The organism is Mycoplasmopsis citelli (assembly GCF_900660645.1).
Classification (GTDB): Bacteria; Bacillota_I; Bacilli_A; order Mycoplasmatales; family Metamycoplasmataceae; genus Mycoplasmopsis; species Mycoplasmopsis citelli.
In genome coordinates this window covers 384816-405047 of sequence record NZ_LR215036.1, presented here as the reverse complement: position 1 = coordinate 405047, position 20232 = coordinate 384816, and the positions used below count along the sequence as shown (strand labels likewise).

Sequence of the window (20232 nt, the reverse complement as noted above, 5' to 3'; positions counted from 1 at the left end):
ATGAAATTATTTAAAAAAATATTAATTTGAACTGTTCCGTTTCTTTCTGCGAGTGCTTTAGGTGGGGTTTTTTATTATAAGATAAATAATTCTTACAAACCTAGCTTTTATAACTATAAAGCATACATGTCTCCTGATAATATTAAAGGAATTGGTGAAAACTTTGAATATAAAGAATTTGATTCAATTCAAGAATTCACTCGATCATTAATTGATAATAAAGCCATCGCAGGAATTGGAAGTGATTTTCAAGCTGTTGGATTAGCTAAAACTCATCGCATTGCTAAAATTGATTATTCAATTTTATTTAATGATCCTACTTTAAAAAATAACAAAAAAAGAACTCAAGCATATTTAAAATTAATTATTCATCCAATTGTATGAGAACATATACTTAGTTATGATGATTATTTAAATGAACCTAACACCAAAGAAGAAGACAAAATTCATCTTTGAGAATACTTTTTCCCTTATTATATGCAAGATTCGGTAATTGCTTATAACATTGTTAAAAAGCCAATTAAACCAGAAAATCAGGGCGAAGATGAAAGTATTGATTTTGAAAAATATCGTTCAGAATATCAAGAAAAACTTTATGATATGTCATCGCTTTTAAAAATCCTTACTCAAAATGGATTTAAAAATTGAAATATTACTGACGCTAATCGAGATAATATGGTCTATGGATCTACTTATTGAGTTTCTCCTGAAGATAACGGAGATCAAAAACTTAATCAACATTCAGGAGCTGTTACTGAATTAACTTATGATAAATTAATTGATGCTTTTGTTGATTTAATTCAAGATAATACCGGATTATCAGTTTCAGATACTGCTCATATTAATTTTTTAGGAGATGGGCTTAATATAGTTAACAATTTGCTTCATCCTGAAATTAAAACTAATGTAGCTATTATGTACAATGGAGATGCTATTGATTCATATTATGGAAAAGAAAATGTTGATGGAGTTGAAGATGGAAATATTCGAATTGTTCGACCAAAAGGAAACTTATTATTGGTTGATGGATTTGTTATTTCATCTAAAGCTTCTGAAAGTAATAGCTCAGAAGTCATTAAAAATCTTTCGAAAAACATTTATCAAGAAATTCCGCAAATTGCCAAAATTATTAATGAATTAGAAGAGAAAAATCCACAATTTTTGGACCAAATCACTTCAAAAAGCATTAATTTATTAACCGAAAAAAATATCGCTAATTATTGAAAAACATTGCAAAAAGTTTATTTTAAAAACTATTTTGAAAATTCAAGTGAGTATATAAAAAATACTTTAGAAAATTTTATTGACAATATCTTTAACTATATTGATTTGTCAAATTCAAATAATTTAGACAAATTTACTCAGTTTTATAGCGATGAAGATAATAAAGATCAAAATTTCAAAATAAATCCTTATCCACATTTTATTAAAGAATATTTACTCAACCAATATAAGGAGCTATTTGAATTATTATCAACACAAATTTATAACTTTTATCAACAAGAATTACGACGAAAAGAATTATTAGAATCCTTGAAAAGTAAATTAAATAATTCTCAAGATGATTTTATTATAAGTATTTTAATTAAAGAATTTGAAAATTGAAGTAATTCAGAAGAATTTAGTAGCGAAGTTAAATCATCTCAAGAATTGATTAAGGATTTTTTACTAGATATTGTTGCTTGAAAAATTGCATTAGTTGATATTTCTTCAGATGAATTATCTGATGAAATTGCATCTAAGTGAAAAAATCTTCAAAATTATGATTTTATAAATTACGATTCAGTATTAAGTGGAGATTATCAATTTATTCGTCGAAATTACTTTGCAGATTATCTTTCGAAAATTGATCAAAGTGCCCTTAATATTTATGATATTAATGTTAATGATGGAATTAATCGAGTTGCAATAAAACCAGTAAATGATAAATTGCGTAGTTTAATTTCTGATTATTATTTCAAAAGAACCAAAAGTTAAGTTTTTGCTTAACTTTTTTCTTTTATTGTGATGTTTTAAAATCTACAATATCAAAATATTGTAAAATTTTAACATGAAAAAATTTAGCTTTAATTTATCTCGGTTTGTAATTTTTATTGTTTTCTTTTTACTTTTTGCCGGTTTTATTACAGCGGTAGTTTTTTTAACTTATAGAGTAAATTATTTATATTTTTATTTATGAGTTGGAGTGGTGTATATTTTAAATGCCTTATTTGTCTTTATTATTCATAGCCAAAGAAGACCAACTGCCACTAAATTAAGTTGAATTTATGCAATTTTATTGTTTCCGATTGTGGGTCATTTAGTGTTTTTGGTTTTTGGGTTGATTTTTCGCAATAAAAATGAGCAAAAAATCAATCAAGATCCTAAATTTAATATTAGTTATTATCAACAAAAAAATACTATTGCAACCTTACATCGTCATCCCGAAGAATTATCGCATTTAGAAAAATTAGATAATAATTTATCTTTACCTGGAGATATTGAGTTTTTTCAAGAAGGATATCATTTTTATGAAAAGCTTTTTGAAGCACTTAAAAAAGCCAAAAAAAGTATTTATATAGTTTCTTTTATTATTAAGAGTTCAGAAATTTTTGACCAACTTGAAAAAATAATTAAACAAAAACTCAAAGAAAAAGTTAAAGTTAAATGAATTTTAGATGATTTAGGAGTAATGTTTTTTCCAAAGCGTCGAATTAAAAAGCTTAAAAGCAAAGGATTAGAATACCAAATTTTAGGAAAAATTTATTATCCATTGCTAAACTCAAATAGCTTTTTACGCAACCATGAAAAGCTATTTATTGTTGATTCAGAATACGTTTTTACTGGTGGAAATAATATTTCTGATGAGTATGCTTCTTTGTCAAAAAAATACGCACATTGAGTTGATATGAACTATAAATTAAGTGGTCCAATTATTAATAAATACAATTTACACTTTGCTAAATTTTGAAAAATTGTTTCAGGAAAAGATATTAAAGATCTTGAAGAAAGTTTATATAAAAACACTAAAAAATTATCAACATATAAAAACGATGTTATTCAAGTAAGCGATTCCCCAAATTTAGATTATTCAGTAGCGGAATATTATTGAATTAAAATAATTAGTAATGCAAAAAAAAGTATTAAAATTGCAACTCCATATTTTGCTATTTCTGAATCACTAAAAAATGCTATTGTATTAGCTCTTAAAAGTGGAGTGGAAGTTACTATCTATTTTCCAGGGCTTCCCGACAATAAAGTAGCTCATAAAATATCGCTTTCCCAACTAGAAATTCTTAGACAATACGGATTAATTATTAAACTTTATAACCAAGTTTTTATGCATTCAAAAATGGGACTTGTTGATGAGCAAATTGCTTGAAGTGGCTCAACTAATATGGATAATCGAAGTTTATATTCCCAATATGAAAATATGGATATTTTTTGTGGTGAATCTGTAAAAGAAGTAATGCGAATTTTTGAAGATTATGATCAAAAATGCTTAGAATTACAAGAAATCAAAGGATTAAACCTTAATCATAACAAGTTTGAGAAATTTATATTTGATTGATTAAAACCTTTAATTTAAAATCATATATAATTTTTAAAATATACTAAAAATATATAACGTTAAGGAAATTTATGAAAAGGAAATTTTATTGTGGTTTATTATTAACAATTGTGCCTGCAATTAGTTTTGTTTCTGCTTCATGCTCTCAATCGAATCAGCCACAAGACAACCAAGGTCAACAAGGTCAACAAGGTCAACAAGGTCAACAAGGTCAACAAGGTCAACAAGGTCAACAAGGTCAACAAGGTCAACAAGGTCAACAAGGTCAACAAGGTCAACAAGGTCAACAAGGTCAACAAGGTCAACAAGGTCAACAAGGTCAACAAGGTAATAATTCTACCATTGTAACCCCACCAACAGAATCATCATCAGGTTCTTCTGGTTCTTCTCACAAACAAACTCCCGAAGTTTCAAGCAATTCTAATTCCGGAGAAAATACAACTCAAGAATCACCAAAAACAGCTTCAGAAAAAAATGATCCCGAATCAAATAAACTTACTGCAACATTAAGCTTAAATGAAATACCAGGATCTAACAATAGAAAAGAATCATCATTAGGATTTGCTAATGGTCTTATAAAAATTTTTGAATGAATTATTTCTAAAAATTATGATCCAAATTTACAAATAACTATTGATTTTAACTTAGAAAATGAAAAACAAGAAGAAAATAATGGAACTAAAATTATAAAAAGACTTCGCACTAAAAACAATAAAACATATACAATAAAAGATTTTATTGATGCTTCTCATTTTACAATGGCTTATGGTTTAACAACTCCGCAATCTGATTCTTTGAATTTTTTTAAAAATAATTTCGAAAAAATTAAACAAGATTTACTAACTTTTGCTCAAGAAAGTAATGTAAATTCTGAATCTGATCAAAGAGGAAACGGTCTTTTTATACAATATAGTAGATATCTTTCTCAAGGAGGGCAATCTGAGCAAATTCAGTAATTTTATTTAAGTTAGATTAGATAACCACAACATGAAGAGTGATGTTGTGGTTATCTTTCTTTTTAAGCAAAAAAAGATAAATTTTGATTTTTTTGTATTAGTCTATAATTTATTTACTTTATTAATATACTTAAATAAGTTTAAGAGGAATTTATGAAAAGAACATTTTACTGACCTTTATTATTAGCGATTTCACCTATAATTGCTTTTGCTTCTGTTTCTTGTTCTGATGCTACTGGTTCAAAAAATATTGAATCAGAATTTTCGAATGAAGAATCCGGATCTGAGAATCCGGATAAAAATATTAATAATGAGAATGACTTATTGAGTAATGAAAAATTAAATTCAGTTGTTGCTGATGATGGAAGCAAATCTTCTCAAGATAGTGATAATAAGCCACAAATGCAAAAAACTCCAGAAAACAAAATAAATAATTCAAAATCAAAAATTACTGAAAATTCAGAAAAAATGAGTTAAATAATGTAGAAAGCCAACAAAATTCAGAAGAATCTAATCAAAAAAATATTGAAGAAAAAACTCAATCTTCAAAACAAAAAGAATTAGATAATAACGTAAATTTAACTTCAAATAGCATTACAGTAGATATACATTTAAGTAAGATTGGTTCCTTATCTCAGTCAAATTTATCGTGAAAAGAGTTTGTTGATAATATTTTAAAAATACTTGAATTTATTTATTCAAAAGGAAATGATAAAGACTTAAAAATTACAGTTAATTTTACTTCAGATAGTCAGCAAAAAAACGATGATAAAACAAAGCCTTTTAAAAAATTAAGAACTCAAAGTACAAATACATATACTTCAGAAGAATTAACTAAATATAATTTTTTTAAATCAGCTTATAATTCAAAGAATAAACCCGATTTTAAACCAGATAATCAATTTGAATTTTTTAAAGAAAATTATGAGAAAATTCACAACGATTTGATTAACGGAAAATACTTTTTTCAATTTAATGGTCCAAAACCAGAAAATTACAGCATTGAATCTGCAGGAAGAGGCAGTGATATTGCCTTTGAATATTCATCATTATTTTCTCAAAATGGAAAAACTTACGAAATACAATAAACCAGTTAAAATTTACAAAAAACACCTCATTGGAGGTGTTTTTGAATTGACAACTTAAATTATTATCTAACTTCTAAAATTACATCTTCAGTAGAAACTTCTTTATCTAGCTCTTTAAATGTAAGTGCTTGATGTGGACTTTCATTTAAAACAACGACAATTACTGAATTTTTAAGGTTTTTTGCTTTAAGCAGAGATAAATCAACTTTAGCAAGTAAATCACCTGCTTTAACTTTATCTCCAACTTTAACAAAGCTTTCAAATCCTTGTCCATTTAAACTAACAGTATCAACTCCGATGTGGATTAAAATTTGTACACCTTCAGCTGTTTCAAGACCATATGCGTGTTTGGTTTCAAATACCACACTTAAAGTTCCATCCACAGGTGAATAAACTGATCCAAATTTTTCATCAGCAAATTCAACAACGTACCCATCCCCTATTAATTTTTCTGAGAAGACACCATCATTAACCATTGACAAAGGCACAACTTTACCTTTAGCCGCTGATTTAACCAGTACAGGAGTTTCAAGCATACTTGTTTGTACCATTGTTGCTTCTTTAGCGTGCATTGGTTGTGAAGGTAATTTTTCCATTTGGTGCATGCTTAATTTTGCAATAGCTTCACGAGAATTTCTAATTTTGGTGTTAAGTTGCTCAGCAACAGGACCAAAAATTGCTTGAACGTGATTCTTACCTTCAATTTTAATTGCGACTGCTCCATGTTGTTTTAATTTATCTTGATTAACAAGAGTTGAGTCTTTAACATCATATCTTAATCTTGAAGCACAGTTGTTAAGTGCAGTAATGTTGTCTAAGCCCCCAAAAGCTTCGACAATAGCTAAAGCTTGAGGATCTACTTGAGAAGCAGCTTTTTTAGCGTCTTTGTTTTTTAGATAATCTTCTTTAGTAAATAATTTTACTGTTTCTCCTCTACCTGGTGTTTTAAGATCTTTAAATTTAATTCATCAGTAGAAGAATCCAAAGTAAAGTGGAATGTAGAATAATCCAACAACAAATATTCAATAGAAGTGAGTTCCTTTTGGTGTAGGAATCATTCCATAAATTATTAAGTCAAGGAATCCGCCTGAAAATACTTGAGGAATATGTACGCTAAGCAAGTTAGCTAACATAAATGAAACCCCACAGAAGAATGCATGGAATCCTCAGAATAAAAATGGTGATAAGAATAAGAATGTAAATTCAATAGGTTCTGTAACCCCAGTAACAATTGTAGTAACTGCACTTGGAACTACGGCACTAATAGCTGCTTTTCTGTTTTCTTTAGGAGCGGCAAATATCATTGCAGCTGCAGCGGCGGGAAGCCCTAAAATCATAAATGAGAATTTTCCATCTAGGAATCTTCCTGCTTTAATTCCAAGTTGTTGTGACATAAAGTCAAAAATTGGTGTCTCACCACTAGGTTTTAACACACCGTTTTCTTTAACAGGGAACACAACGGTATTAAAATTAAATTGTAAAATGTTAACTGACATTGTTGAATCACCAACAAATTTATTTGGTGTTGCAGCAACAGTATCAATCAAAGTTTTTAGATCTTTATATTGTGCATTATTTTTAATTTCGTTGACAAAATCTGGGTTTTTTTGAAGTCATTCTCCAAGAGAGAAGTTTAAGCTACCTCCAGCATCAGAGTATCATAGTGGTGAATAGAAAGCGTGGTGAAGACCAAATGGGACTAAACTTCTTTCTACAATACCAAAGATCAATGACTCAAATCCATAAGGAACTTTACCTAGTGCGTTTCCAAATACACTAAGTCCATATCCTACTCATGGTCAGAAAATTAAGAATACAAACGCAAGAAGTGCGGCAAAAGGCACTGTAATAATTGCAACGAATCTTTTTCCTGCAAAGAATGAAACAATTGATGGGAATTGGATTGTGTGGAATCTATTGTAGGTTCATTGAACAAGCAATCCAACAGCTAAACCACCAAAAACAGATGTTTGAAGCGATTTAATTCCGATGGTTGTTCCAACAATTCTTTCAATTGTTTGTGGATTTCTACCTCCTCCACCAAATAAAACTTTGTATCCATGAACTTCTTTTGGTTTAAATGTTAAACCTACATTATTTAGTAAAAATGAAATAGGTTTATCACCTTGAAGTGTAACAGTTATATTAGAATCATCAACTTTAAATGGAACAATTCTTACTCCGTTACCTGGTACGTTTGTTATTTCGTATGCTGTACCATTATTAACAAGAACTTCGTGAGTTGTGGTACCTGAAGCATTTAATGTATCTACTAAATACACAGGATAATTTTTAACTTCACCAAATTCTTTTGTTACTTGTTTTACTTGTGTATTTACATCGCTAATGAAAACTGATTGAATTGCTAAAAATGTTGCAAAACCAATAACGGTGGCAAATACCGCAACCCCAGCTTCATCAGTAAAGGCTATAACAAAAGAAATTGCAAATAATAACGGTAAGAAAGCAAATACCGGTTCTCCTAAATTTTGAATAAATAATCCAAATGTTTTAAGAGATTGGTTTTCACCCGCATTACTTACAATCGCTGCACCAATACCAAGTCAAAGACCAGAAATAGCCATAATTGAAATAGGCAACATAAACGCACCGGAAATTTTACCTAGAGTTTTTCTAACGTTACTATTTCCACTATTGTCTAAATTCTGTTTTTCTTTTTTCTTAGAAAACATTTTCTTAAAGCCTTCTAAGAAACTAGTAAGCGAATTAGTCATTTTTCTCCTTTCATATATTAATTCCTAATAATTATATTTTATAATGGCCCATTTTTAAGGAATTTGACTGGTCAAAGCAAAAAAAAAAAAAAAAAAGTGGAATTTTTTCCACAAATAAGGTTAATTTTATAAACTAGCAAGCCTTGCCATTAATGAAATGGCAATAATAAAACTAGTTGCACTAAAGAAAATTGGAGCGTTAAATTTTATTCTATTTCAAGAAGGAATGTATAATCCAGTATTTTCGTAGCGAAAATGTTTTTTTTTTCAGGATGATTTTCACGAAATTGCTTTAATTGATTTTCTTTAAAATTTCTGAGATTTTTTAAAGAAAAAACTTTGTAATAAAAAATTAGTAATATTCCTAAAATAAAAAATAAAATACCAAAAATAAGCAAAGCTGTGAAATTCATTTTATCCTTTCTTTTTTAGGGTTTTAGGCAATATAAATTCTTGAAATTTATTTTTACTATTTTGTAAGTGCTTATCAAAAATATCGTGCAATTGTGGATCCACAACATCTACATTTAAAAAAATTGGTCTAATTGAATCTTTATTTCGAAACGAAAATGCTTTTAAATTTTCGACTTGAATTACAAATGAAGTGTTAATTTCTTTATTATGCTCAGCAAAATATTTTGCTTCGATAATTTCACCTTCAATATACACTAGAGACCCTTTAGTTAAATAATCTCTTGCAAATGTTGCCATTTGGTTTCAACAAATAATAGGAATAAAATCATTTCGTTGACCTTTATGAGATACAGCTAGTGAAAAACGAACATGATCAACACGATTCATTGTTTTCCCGTAAAAAATCGGACTAGCAATTCGACCTAAAAGCATCGTTTTATTCATAAAATTTGTATTATTATACCAAAAATTCTGATTATAAGATTAGCTTTAGGAATTATTGAGACTATTTTCACAAAAAAATTTTATGTAGATTTAATAATTTCATTTCAAGCTAACTTATGTTCAAAGTTAATTTCATTATTATTTTGAAGATTTTTTAGATATTTCTTGATAAATTTATCAGTATTTTTAATCATACGCAAATAATATTTTAAAGTCGGTAAAACACCATTAACAATTACCTGACAACCATGTTTTTCTTTGATTTTTTGTAATAATAAGTCAATTTGCTTAATTTGAGATTTATCAATATTTTTAGTGCTAAGAATATAATATCTTTGAATTTTATTTTGAGCTATTTTCTGATAAGCATCATCAATAGTAAATTGGTTAATGTCAATATCGAATTTAACTTCTACAGATTCATAAATTTGACTATCACTTTTGTTTTTAATAACAATATCACCAGTAGAACCGCTTTGAATATCAGGGCTATTATGTGAAGCTAAAGGTTGAAGTTGTTTGTTTTGAAATCTTTTTAATTCTTTGACAATACATTCATAAAGACTATACAAAGCCACAACTGGTAAAATCGAAGCACCTCTACTTTTATATTTATAGTAAAAATGCTTTTCAAGAAGAGTCATTATTTGGTTAATTGTGTATAAAGATTCAGATTTAATTGGGTTAATTAATTTAATAGTTCTCTTATTTTTAGTTTCTAAAGATTTTTTAAATAAAGCAAGAAGATAACGATATGCTAAATCTTTTTCGCTTGAATTTTGAACATTATTAATAATTTCTAAGAATGATTTTTTAACATCTTTGTTATTTATTTTACCTGGATAGTTTAAATCATATGGGAAATTCTGTTCTAAAGTGCGAGTTAATCACCCTGATTCTTTCATTGCTCCCGTAAAGCGTTTAGTTTTTAAAAATGGAGTAATGTATTTAGTATCAAAACTACGACCACTATAACCATTTTTCATATTTGATTGATGATATCTTATATCTTGATGCGGATATAAAGATTTATAAACTAAGCTTGAAATTAAAACGGTAAAAACCGCTTTAAAAGTTTCTTCTTTTTGTATTATTGTTTGAATATTTTGCATTTGTTCATTATTTAAAGATAAAGATTCAACATTTTTAATTTCTAAACTCTTTTTATAAAGATTTTCTAAATATTCATTTACTTGAACTGATTTTTGTGTCTTTTGATTAAATTGAACTAAAATTTGCTTTGCGATTTCTTCAATCATTGGAACGCAAACGCTATTTCCAATTCTTTCATAAAGCTTTGCGTTTGTGCCAACTTTTTTAAATTGTTCAGGAAATCCCATAAATTTATATACTTCATTTATAGTTAGTTTTCGAACTTGAGAACCATCATATATAAAATATCTTCCAGATAATTCTTGAGATGCAATTGTAGGGTGAACTCCTTGAGTGGAATAAATTCTATTGGGTTGTTTATGTACTCTTGATAAATGTTTTGAATTAACTTTTACTCCCTTGTTTCGTGTGTTTTTGTTTCTATATCCTACAAAAATCAGGTCTGATTTTTGTCTTTTTACATAATGATGTTCAATTAAAGTATATTGGTCTTTACTTAAAATTTCAAATTCCCCTTGAGTATCTAAAAAATCTTCCATAGAGCTAACATGATTTAAATTTAATTTTGAAAAATCAAAAATTTTTCCGCTCAAATTCCCAACAATGACAATTCTTTCGCGATTTTGAGGAACTCCGAAATCTTTTGCGTTTAAAACTGAATAATTAGTTGAATATCCTATTTCAGCTAAAGCTTTAAGCATAACAAATAAAGTGTTTCCTTTGTCGTGATTGATTAAATTTTTAACATTTTCTAAGATGAAAACTTTTGGACGTTTTGTCTTTAAAATTCGAATAATATCAAAAAATAAAGTTCCTCTTGCTGCATCCTCAAAACCTTTTTTATGGCCAGCAGAAGAAAATGCTTGACAAGGAAATCCTGCAGATAAAATGTCAAAATCAGGAATTAAGCTTGCATCTAATTTTGTAATATCTTCAAAAGAAATTTCATCAAAGTTTTCTTTATATATTAATTGTGCATGTTGGTCAATTTCACAACTAAAAACACACTCTCCACCAGCTTTTTCAAGTGCTAATCTAAAACCACCAATTCCAGCAAATAAGTCAATAAATTTAAATTTCTTCATAATTAATTGCAAAACCTCTTGTTTTTGAATTTCCTTTATTTATATTATAAGTTTTTTGTATTTTTCAATGAAAAATAAAAAAATACCCCAAAAGTCTTGAGGTAAAATAAATTTATTTCATGAGTGTTAAAAAATTTTAACACTATTTTTGTTTTGATTTGTTAACAAATTCATCTAAACGTGAGTGTTTTCTAGCACCTTTATTAGCGTGAAAAACACCTTTAGATACAGCTTTTGCAATTACAGAGTGAGCTTTAGCAACTAATTGAGTTGCTTTTTCGTCATTAGCTAAAACTGCTTCTCTAGCTTTTCTAATTGCAGTTTTTACTCTTGATTTCATTGCTGAGTTTTTAACTCTGGCAGCTTCCATTTTTGCAATGCTTTTGATTTTAGATTTAATGTTTGCCATGTAAACCTCCCTTTTTCTAAATGTTGAAAAATCTTATTAATTATATAACAAATATGTAGTTTTAAAAGCTAGTTTTTTAGTTTTTCATAATAATAATTATCAATAAAAGTTGTTAAACGATCACTAACAGGATTGATTGCTTTATGTACAACTTGAGTATATTTTCAATTATCTTTAATAGTGTAAATTTCAATTGCGTTTTTATCAATAGTATTATCATCTAAAACAAAGTAATTACGTTTTACTATTTCAAATTCAACTTCTTTGCTGGGGGTGTAGTTTATATAATCAAAGTTTTCTAAATTTGGATATTTAACTTTTAAAACTTCTTCTAGATATCTACTTTCATTAAAGTTTACAAAAGATAAAGTATAAATTAATTGATTTATATACTCATTTAATGGAGTTAAAGATTCATAATGTCCTTCAATATCATTTCTTTGATTATAATCATTTAATACATTTAAAAGCATTTGCTTTTCAGCATCAGTTAAATTATTTAAATAAGGTTGGTATAAATTTTTAAAGTTATATAAATTCTCATCATTATAAAGTGTTTGTTGATAAATTTGCGCAAGTTTATTAATAATTTTGCTTTTAATATCGACATTTTCTTGATCTTGAAAGATATTTTCTAAATATTCTTTGTAAAAGTTAGTAATTAAATTTGTTGATGCTTGCTGTTTTATTTTTGTGTCAAAAATATTTAAATTACCGTTATTTAATTTATTATATTCATCGTTTAATTGACCTAAATTTTGCGGAAAAAAGGTTTTTCTCAAAACTTCATAAATAGGTCCTTGATTTTCTTTTTTAATTTTTTTTGAAAGGATAAATCCATCAAGCAAAATCAAATTCTCCTCTGGTCTAATAACTTTAATAGTTCCATTAGGTATAAAAATATTTTTATCAGTACTATTATCTTCTGAATATCATGCATCTAGGGCATCTCCATTAAACATTAGTGCCATATCTGTAGGTTTAGTTCCTTTATTTGGAGGTCAAATTAAATCATTAAGAAGTTTTAATCCATTAGGATTTAAATTGACATTATCAGCGCTATTAAATCCAAATCCAGTTGAATCTTTTACTAAGTTAACAAAATTATCTACAAGATCTTTGTAATTATTTTCATTAACAAATTCACCATATAATTTGGTATTATCTTCTTCAAAATTGGCAGATTTTGGTCAATACGAAGAACCAAAAAGCATATTATTTCTAGTTGCATCAGTAATAGTAAAATTTTTAAAGCCATTATTAAATAAGGTGTTGAAAATATTATAAAATGAATATTTTTTAAATTTTTTTTGAGTGCTTTGCAGTAGTTTTTCTTTATTTTTTTGCAATAAATCATCAATTTTTTGTGGATCTTCAAAAGTTTCTTGATTTTTTGCAATTTTAGTTGGATTAATTCCAATTACTACATCTTGAATGTAGTAAGGAATTGTATATTCTCATAAATGACGAGGTCCATCATCAAAAGGTTTATTATTTTCATCAGTTTTTAAAATCTCATCATACGAAGCTAGATGATCTCAAGTACTTGGAGTATATAAAGTTTGCAAAACAACCTTTAGTTGTTCTGAATTTTGAATAGGTTTTTCTAGTTGAAGCAATTTATTAAAATCGATTTTTTGAAGCAAATCTTTTTTAATTAGCGAAGCGATTTGAAAATCACTTCCAATTCCACCGTAGGTTTTATTATTAATTATTGCTTTTGAAAACTCCGAAACTTCATCAAACTCTCTATATTCAAAGTTTTTATTAATAATTTCCTGATTATATTCACTAATATATGATTTATAGTTTCAAAAAGAAGGATGAAATCCACTTTTAATCTTATATACTGAAGTAGCAACTGTTACTGATATTATTGAAGATATTGAAAGGGTGGTAATTGCAATTTTTTTAGCTTTTTGTTTAAGATTATATTTTACGTTATTTGTTTTCATCATTCCTATTCTGCTTTAAATTAAGCTTTAATAAGTAATATTTTAAAAAATAAATTTAAAATTCTCAAAAAAAATTAGTTTTTTTATTCACGTTTTTTGTAGCTAAAAGGATAAATAGATTATTTTTATTAAGTATAATTTTACTTATGGAAAAAGAATTAAAACAAATTGAACTTTGAAAAGTATTATACAGCAATGAAAATTTGGATATTTCTTTTTTAAGCTCAAGTATACAAAAACTAAAATCAAGCACTAATTTTTTCAACAAGCCCAAAGCTTCAATGTTCGGAATTGAATTTGAAAGCAATTTGTTATATGGATATAGCTATTTAAATTATTATTCAATTGTTTATTTAATTAAAGCTTTTTATGATAATTTTCTTGCACAGAAAAATGCTTCAAATGTGATTATTTATTTTGATTCAAGTATTTCGAATAATATTGTTTCTAAGGTTATTTCGTATTTAAATCTTAAAAAATGTAATGTTTTTGTTTTTGATCATAGAGAAATTACTCCCAATATGATTAAAACCTTAAATTCGCAAAATATAGAAATATCTTTTTTAATCTTTGAAAAAAATATCATTTCTCAAAAATACTATTTATCTATTTTTATGGATAATTTAGCTTTAAGTATTTTTAGTCAGCAAAGACTAATTGATTATTTTTATAACGATTTAGAATTTATTAATTTTGGTCTTGATGATGTTCCGGTTTATATTAATTTAGAAAAATTTTTAATGTTAAATTCTTCTCAAAAACTACCAGTGCAACTACACCACTTTTTTGATTATGAGCAATTTAAAGGGGTTATTTTAACAGAAAATAGTAGTGATTTTAAGTTTTTGAAAACTCTGTTTAACTCTTCGAAAATTAAATTTAAAATTTCTCATAATTCTTATTTGTTTAATTATTATAATTCTGCTAAAAAACATACTTTTAAAGCTCTTTCGCTATTTGATAATTTTCTCAATTTTGAAGTAATTTTCTTAATTGGAAATAATAATAAATTAAAAATTTTTATTAAACAGAAGAATAAATTTATTTGACTTAATCAGTATCAAGTAGCATATTTATTTATTAAAAATGAAGTATTAAAGTGACGAAAACAGGAGAAAAAACAAATTTTAGTGCCACTTGAATCTCCACAATTATTAATTGAATTAATTGATTCATTTAATTTTGAAGCTTTAAAAGTTATCTCATTTAAAGATACTAAAGAAGTTATTTTTGGTTTTAATAATGATTCTTATTTATGTGATTATAATAATACTTTTAAATTTAGTAATATTTCGATGATGCTTTTACTTATTGAAATTTTAGTTAAATATAAGCAAAACAATAACTTGTTAAATTTAAAATTACTGAAAATGAAAGAACATTTTGCTAAAAGTTGAGTCACTTTAAAAACGCTAAAAATAAATCCTGAGCAAATTGAATTACTTAAAGGTAATTTCCCAACTACAGATCTTTTTATTAACAAAAAATTTGAAATTACTCATTTAGAAAATTTAGAATACAAATTTCAAAATCATCAATATTTATTTTTAATTTGTTCAACTAATAAAAAATTACATCCAGATCTTTTCTTTCAGTGAATTATCAGTTATGATACCTTAAGTAAAAATTTAACAGTTCATTGTGAGTTTAATTTTCATAAACCAATTAATTGATTTCGAAAGCTTCAATTAATGTATTTTAATAAAAAGTTTATCAAAAAAGTCAAAAGGACTTATAAATAACTTTTTTATCTTTTGAACAATAACCACTATGAATTCTACAACACCAATTTATTAAAGTCATAAGTTTTTAAATTAAATATCAAAATTCATTAAAATATTTTGATATTTTTTAAGGAAAATTAATTTTTTATTTGATAAAAATAATTTAATTTTCTTAAATCAGTTGTTCTTTATAAAAAAATATACATTTTTAGGTAGAATTAGGTTACATAGAGTATTTTTATCACATTAAAAAATAAATGTGGAACAATGTGGAAAAAATTTTGCTTATATATATATATATATATATATATATATAATATTGCTATGAAAAGAAATAATTTATTAAAATCTTTACTACTTTTAGCTTCTCCTATAGCTATTACAGTAGTTTCAATTTCGTGTACTAAACCAGAAATTAAACAAGACCCTAAACCTGAAGTAATGAATGGCGGCAAACAGGATAACCAACCTGATAAAGATCCAAAAAATCCTCAAGGTTCACAAACAACCCCACCATCAACAGGTGAAAAACCGAATCCTGAAGGTGAAGCAACCCCACCTGTAGCTTCTGGAGATAAAACACCTGAAAAAGAAGGTACACCAGAAGGTACACCAGAAGGTACAATTTCTAAACCTAATGAAAAAACACAAGAAGTTGAAGAAACAATCGCAGAAACTACACCAACAGATAAACCTAAAGAAAACACTAATCCAACAAAGCAGGAAGAAGGTGAACAACAACCAAAAGTGGATCCGCAAAAAGAACTTAAAGATAAATATGTTAAAAAATTAAAAGACGAACTTGAAGAACTTATTTTTTACAAAACAGGAAATACAAAAACACAATATGATGATGCTATTAAAAAATACATAACTCCTGAAGCTAAATTTGTAGATTCAAATAATATAGACAAAAAAATAAGATTTAAGTTAAATGTTTGAAACTTAAAATATTTATACAAACAAGTGGCAGAATTAGAAGAAAAATTCAAAGATTCGATTTCTTATGAAGCACTTCTTAAATATATCGAAAAAGAAATAGAAAGCAAAGACAATACCATTTTTATTAAAGCTTCAGATAGAAACTTACCTTCGATTGATTATCAAAAATTAAATGAAGTTATTTTTAAATTAAACGCTCAAGCAATTGCTAACAACACTCAAAGTACTAAAAATAAATAATAGACTTTAGAATTATTAAAATCAAGATAATTATTTGATATGAAAATTAAAAGTTTTACAACAAAAAGCTAAATTTAGATGACTTATGTTATCAAATGTTATTTCTCCATAATAAAATGAGAAATCCATAATTTAAATATCGGTGAAGACTTTAGATTAAATCTCTGGAATATTATTTTCTAATACCAAAATAAAACGAAATAATAGAGTATCCCATGAATTTCTTATAAATAAGATAAATTTTTGCTTCAATAATTAGCTAATTAAATATATTTTCTCTAAATTAGAACGAGAAACGGAAACTCTCTCTTCTTATTTATTGATTTTAAAAATAAAATCTTAAAAAATGCTCAAAGAATTAAATTTTTTATAAAAATTTTAAAATTTATAATATTATTTTTATTTTATATAGACACAAAAAAACAAAAAATAACTTATTAAAATGTTATTTTATTCCACAATTTTAGGAGTAATTAGTTAATTTATAATATTTTTTAATACATTAAAAAATAAATGTGGAACAATGTGGAAAAAATTTCACTTATATATATATATATATATAATACTGTTACTATGAAAAGAAACAGATTATTAAAACATTTATTTATATTAGCAACTCCTGCTATTGTTTCAATAGCTTCAGTATCTTGTTCAAATTCAGCTCAAGGTGATCAAAACCAAACTCCACCTGCAACAACTCCACCTGCAACAACTCCACCTGCAACAACTCCACCTGCAACAACTCCACCTGCAACAACTCCACCTGCAAATAATACTTCTAATACTATACCACCAAAAGGAGAAGTTTCTCCACAATCAAGATTCGGAACTACTGAAATTGGTTCAAAACCAGAATTTAAATCAGTTAGCTCATCTAAAAAAGATGAAACTGATAAAACAAAATCTAATGAAGAAATGAAAGCATCTGGAGACAAAAATCCTGAAAAACACGAAGAAAGTGGTGAAAATTCTTCACAAGAAACAAAAGCTCCCGAATCTTCAAATGATCAAAAAGATAATGTTATGACACAAGAAGAAAAAATGATGAAAGATTCGGGTCAAACTGATACAGATTCTCACTCAGCTCAAGGAACAGATGGATCCACTGTAAACTCTCCAACAATGTCTCAAGAAGGAGAAAAGGACTCTAAAGATTCTACCACTAGTTCAACTGAACCAAATAATAAGACAGAAGAATCAGGTTCTGGTGAAAAATCAACAATGCAAGACCAACCACAACCTAAGTCAACGGAAGAATCTTCGTCTTCTCCAGCTCCTTCTATGGAAAGTACAGGAAGTGGAGGGGATACTCAAAGTAGTCAAAGTTCATCAGGCACTAAGGATTCTGCAAGCCAAGATGGAAAAACTGAAAAAGCAAATGATAATGCTGGTGGTTCTCAATCTCCATCAATGGATAATTCAGGTGCAACAGTAACTCAACCTAGCGAAAGCGGATCTCAAGATTCTACAAATTCAGCAGAAACAGCTTCTCCAAGTGGAGTGCAAGCATTGCCAACACCAGGAGATGCATCATCACAAAGCCAACCATCAGAATCTGCCCAAAGCATTCCTTCTGCTCCTTCTGAAAAAATGGAGATGAATTCTCAAGGAGAAACTACTAAACCTACAGCTTCTGCAATGTCCGAAGAATCAGGAACTCCGACCTCAACAGATAGCCCAGGATCAAGCGGTCCTTCACAACCATAGAATACCGCTACAAACGTAATTAAAAATAAATAAGCTACAATGTTAATAAAATAAAATGTTTAAAACCTCATTTTTTATAAATGAGGTTTTTATTATTTTAAACTATTCTTTTAAAACATAAAAAACAAAACTACACATTTTATGAGTAGTTTTGTTTACTTGAAATCTAATTTTAAAAAGAAAATTACAAAATACTAAAATAAGTTTTCTAAGACATCAACTGATATTTTTTAGTATCAATCATCTGAATTACTTTTTAAATTTTTTGAAGATTTCTCATCTTGATACTTTTTTTCTTGGTCACCTACCTGAGGATAGCTAAGAAAATCGTTTACTTCTTTGGTTTCTCCAGTTGTATATTCAAGTGTTTTTTCATTATGAACTAACTTATGATTTTGTTCTTCACTATGATTATACATTGAGTGTTCTGGTTGTCTTTTTTCACCAAAAACATTTTCAATTTTTTGGAGTTCTTCAGGAACTAAGTCCGAAGGTTCTTCATCAAAGTAGTTATTGAAAGTGTATTCTTTAGTTTGTTCTTGAGATTGTTTTTGTAATGGTTGATATTCCACTTGATGAACTACTTCTCTTTGTTTTGGTTCACTATGATATTTAGGTTCTTCAACATAAGATTTTGGTTCATTTTTTGAAACAACTTCATTATCTCATTGATGAGAAGTCGAATAACTATTAATCACTAATTCTTCAGCGTGATTTTTAGATAATTCTTGCGGTTTTGTTTCTTGTTTAAACTCATTTAATTGAGCTTGAGCAAATGAAATAGCATCATTATTTTGAATAGTTGGTTGTAAGATGGTTCGAGCATTTTCGTCATTGCTTCCAGTTACAATAATAGATACTTTAAATAACTCACCATTATCTTTAAGATCTACTTTTTCATATCCAGTAATTGTATCAATTCCATCTTCTTCGCTATCAATTGTAGTTTGGAACAATTCATAAACTTTGTCAATTGCTCTGCTAATTTCATTTAAAGTTGATTTATTATCAGCTTGGATGTTGATGATCATTTTTGAGGCTTTTGTAATTGGTTTTTCATACAATTTTTGTTCAAAAGCTTTTTCTACTGCTTTTTCAGCACGATCTTTTCCAGTTGCTGCAGCAATTCCAACCATTGTTAGCCCACCATCAGTTAAAATTTTCTTAACATCAGCATAGTCAATGTTCATTGTTCCAATTCGATAAAGAATGTCATGAATTGCTAAAATAATGTTTTTAAGCGAAATATTTGAAAGTGTCAAAGTATCACTAATTGGCATATCACCATAATTTTCAGCTAATTTGCTATTTGATAAGATGATGAATGAATCCACAACTTTAGCAAGATTTTCAATTCCTTCTTTGGTATATCTTTTTCTTTTTGGACCTTCATATTTAAATGGAGTAGTTACAATAGCAATAGTTAAAGCTCCATTGTTTTTAGCTGCTTCAGCAATAATTGGAGCTGCACCAGTTCCAGTTCCTCCACCAAGTCCAGCGGCAATAATCACCACATCAGCACCGTGGATTTTTTCTTGGATTTCCGATAAACTTTCTTTGGCTGCTTTTGCTCCAACTTCAGGATCAGAACCAGCTCCTAGACCACGATTATCTTTACCTAAAGCAATTTTGTTTTTGCAGTTATTTGAAGCTAAGGCTTGAGCATCAGTATTTGCAACGATAAATTCAACATTTTTGAATTGCTCTTTATTCATCATTTGAATTGCGTTGTTTCCTGCACCTCCAACTCCAATAACTTTTAAGACAATACCAGCGGTATTACGGTCAATCATTTCTTGATTTTCCACATTTGCACTTTCGATTTTCTTTTGTTTTGCATGCAATTCGTCGTACATATTTTCTCCTTATT

14 protein-coding genes are annotated in these 20232 nt (G+C 27.3%); 8 read left to right on the top strand and 6 right to left on the bottom strand.

Features of this window, described 5'->3' with window-relative positions; translation table 4 throughout:
- From EXC58_RS01190 to EXC58_RS04695, 5 genes are all read left to right on the top strand, one after another.
- The gene (locus EXC58_RS01190; protein ID WP_129725241.1) at nt 1–1977 is read left to right on the top strand and encodes a hypothetical protein; all 1977 of its coding nucleotides are present in this window, start codon (nt 1–3) and stop codon (nt 1975–1977) included.
- A gap of 73 nt (nt 1978–2050) precedes the next feature.
- Nucleotides 2051–3568 carry a phospholipase D-like domain-containing protein gene (locus EXC58_RS01185; RefSeq protein ID WP_129725240.1) on the top strand — a complete coding sequence of 506 codons (1518 nt, stop codon included), beginning with the start codon at nt 2051–2053 and terminating at the stop codon, nt 3566–3568.
- Nucleotides 3569–3621: 53 nt separating this feature from the next.
- A complete protein-coding gene (locus tag EXC58_RS04750) occupies nt 3622–4506 on the top strand; it encodes a hypothetical protein (RefSeq protein WP_197723780.1) in 885 nt (294 codons plus the stop codon).
- Between the two features lie 153 nt (nt 4507–4659).
- Nucleotides 4660–4983, top strand: a complete 324-nt coding sequence (locus EXC58_RS01175) for a hypothetical protein (protein WP_129725239.1) — start codon at nt 4660–4662, stop codon at nt 4981–4983.
- Between the two features lie 467 nt (nt 4984–5450).
- On the top strand, nt 5451–5594 hold the full coding sequence (locus EXC58_RS04695; RefSeq protein ID WP_165177510.1) for a hypothetical protein: 144 nt from the start codon (nt 5451–5453) through the stop codon (nt 5592–5594).
- A 62-nt stretch (nt 5595–5656) separates the two neighbouring features.
- On the opposite strand, the gene EXC58_RS04745 is transcribed toward EXC58_RS04695, so the two are convergent.
- The 5 genes from EXC58_RS04745 to EXC58_RS01150 all read right to left on the bottom strand — a co-directional run bounded on the left by EXC58_RS04745 (nt 5657) and on the right by EXC58_RS01150 (nt 13749).
- Entirely contained in the window at nt 5657–8329 is a 2673-nt protein-coding gene (locus EXC58_RS04745) for a PTS transporter subunit IIABC (RefSeq protein WP_129725238.1), read from the bottom strand.
- Nucleotides 8330–8743: 414 nt separating this feature from the next.
- The gene (locus EXC58_RS01165; RefSeq protein WP_129725237.1) at nt 8744–9187 is read right to left on the bottom strand and encodes a single-stranded DNA-binding protein; all 444 of its coding nucleotides are present in this window, start codon (nt 9185–9187) and stop codon (nt 8744–8746) included.
- 80 nt (nt 9188–9267) lie between these two features.
- Complete coding sequence (locus tag EXC58_RS01160) at nt 9268–11385, bottom strand: DNA cytosine methyltransferase (protein ID WP_129725236.1); 2118 nt, start codon at nt 11383–11385, stop codon at nt 9268–9270.
- A gap of 142 nt (nt 11386–11527) precedes the next feature.
- Nucleotides 11528–11794 carry a 30S ribosomal protein S20 gene (gene rpsT, locus EXC58_RS01155; protein ID WP_129725235.1) on the bottom strand — a complete coding sequence of 89 codons (267 nt, stop codon included), beginning with the start codon at nt 11792–11794 and terminating at the stop codon, nt 11528–11530.
- Between the two features lie 68 nt (nt 11795–11862).
- Nucleotides 11863–13749: a hypothetical protein gene (locus EXC58_RS01150; protein ID WP_129725234.1), complete on the bottom strand. Its 1887-nt coding sequence runs from the start codon at nt 13747–13749 to the stop codon at nt 11863–11865.
- Between the two features lie 146 nt (nt 13750–13895).
- Here EXC58_RS01150 and EXC58_RS01145 point away from each other — a divergent pair, with 146 nt between their 5' ends.
- The 3 genes from EXC58_RS01145 to EXC58_RS04770 all read left to right on the top strand — a co-directional run bounded on the left by EXC58_RS01145 (nt 13896) and on the right by EXC58_RS04770 (nt 18362).
- Nucleotides 13896–15491, top strand: a complete 1596-nt coding sequence (locus EXC58_RS01145) for an MAG5620 family putative phospho-sugar mutase (protein ID WP_129725233.1) — start codon at nt 13896–13898, stop codon at nt 15489–15491.
- A 306-nt stretch (nt 15492–15797) separates the two neighbouring features.
- Nucleotides 15798–16655 carry a hypothetical protein gene (locus EXC58_RS01140; RefSeq protein ID WP_129725232.1) on the top strand — a complete coding sequence of 286 codons (858 nt, stop codon included), beginning with the start codon at nt 15798–15800 and terminating at the stop codon, nt 16653–16655.
- A gap of 573 nt (nt 16656–17228) precedes the next feature.
- Nucleotides 17229–18362: a hypothetical protein gene (locus EXC58_RS04770; RefSeq protein ID WP_220096553.1), complete on the top strand. Its 1134-nt coding sequence runs from the start codon at nt 17229–17231 to the stop codon at nt 18360–18362.
- A gap of 230 nt (nt 18363–18592) precedes the next feature.
- Here the strand turns inward: EXC58_RS04770 and EXC58_RS01130 are convergent, their stop codons facing one another.
- Nucleotides 18593–20218, bottom strand: coding sequence for a cell division protein FtsZ (locus tag EXC58_RS01130; protein ID WP_223211612.1), 1626 nt, complete (start codon nt 20216–20218; stop codon nt 18593–18595).
- Nucleotides 20219–20232: the final 14 nt, after the last annotated feature.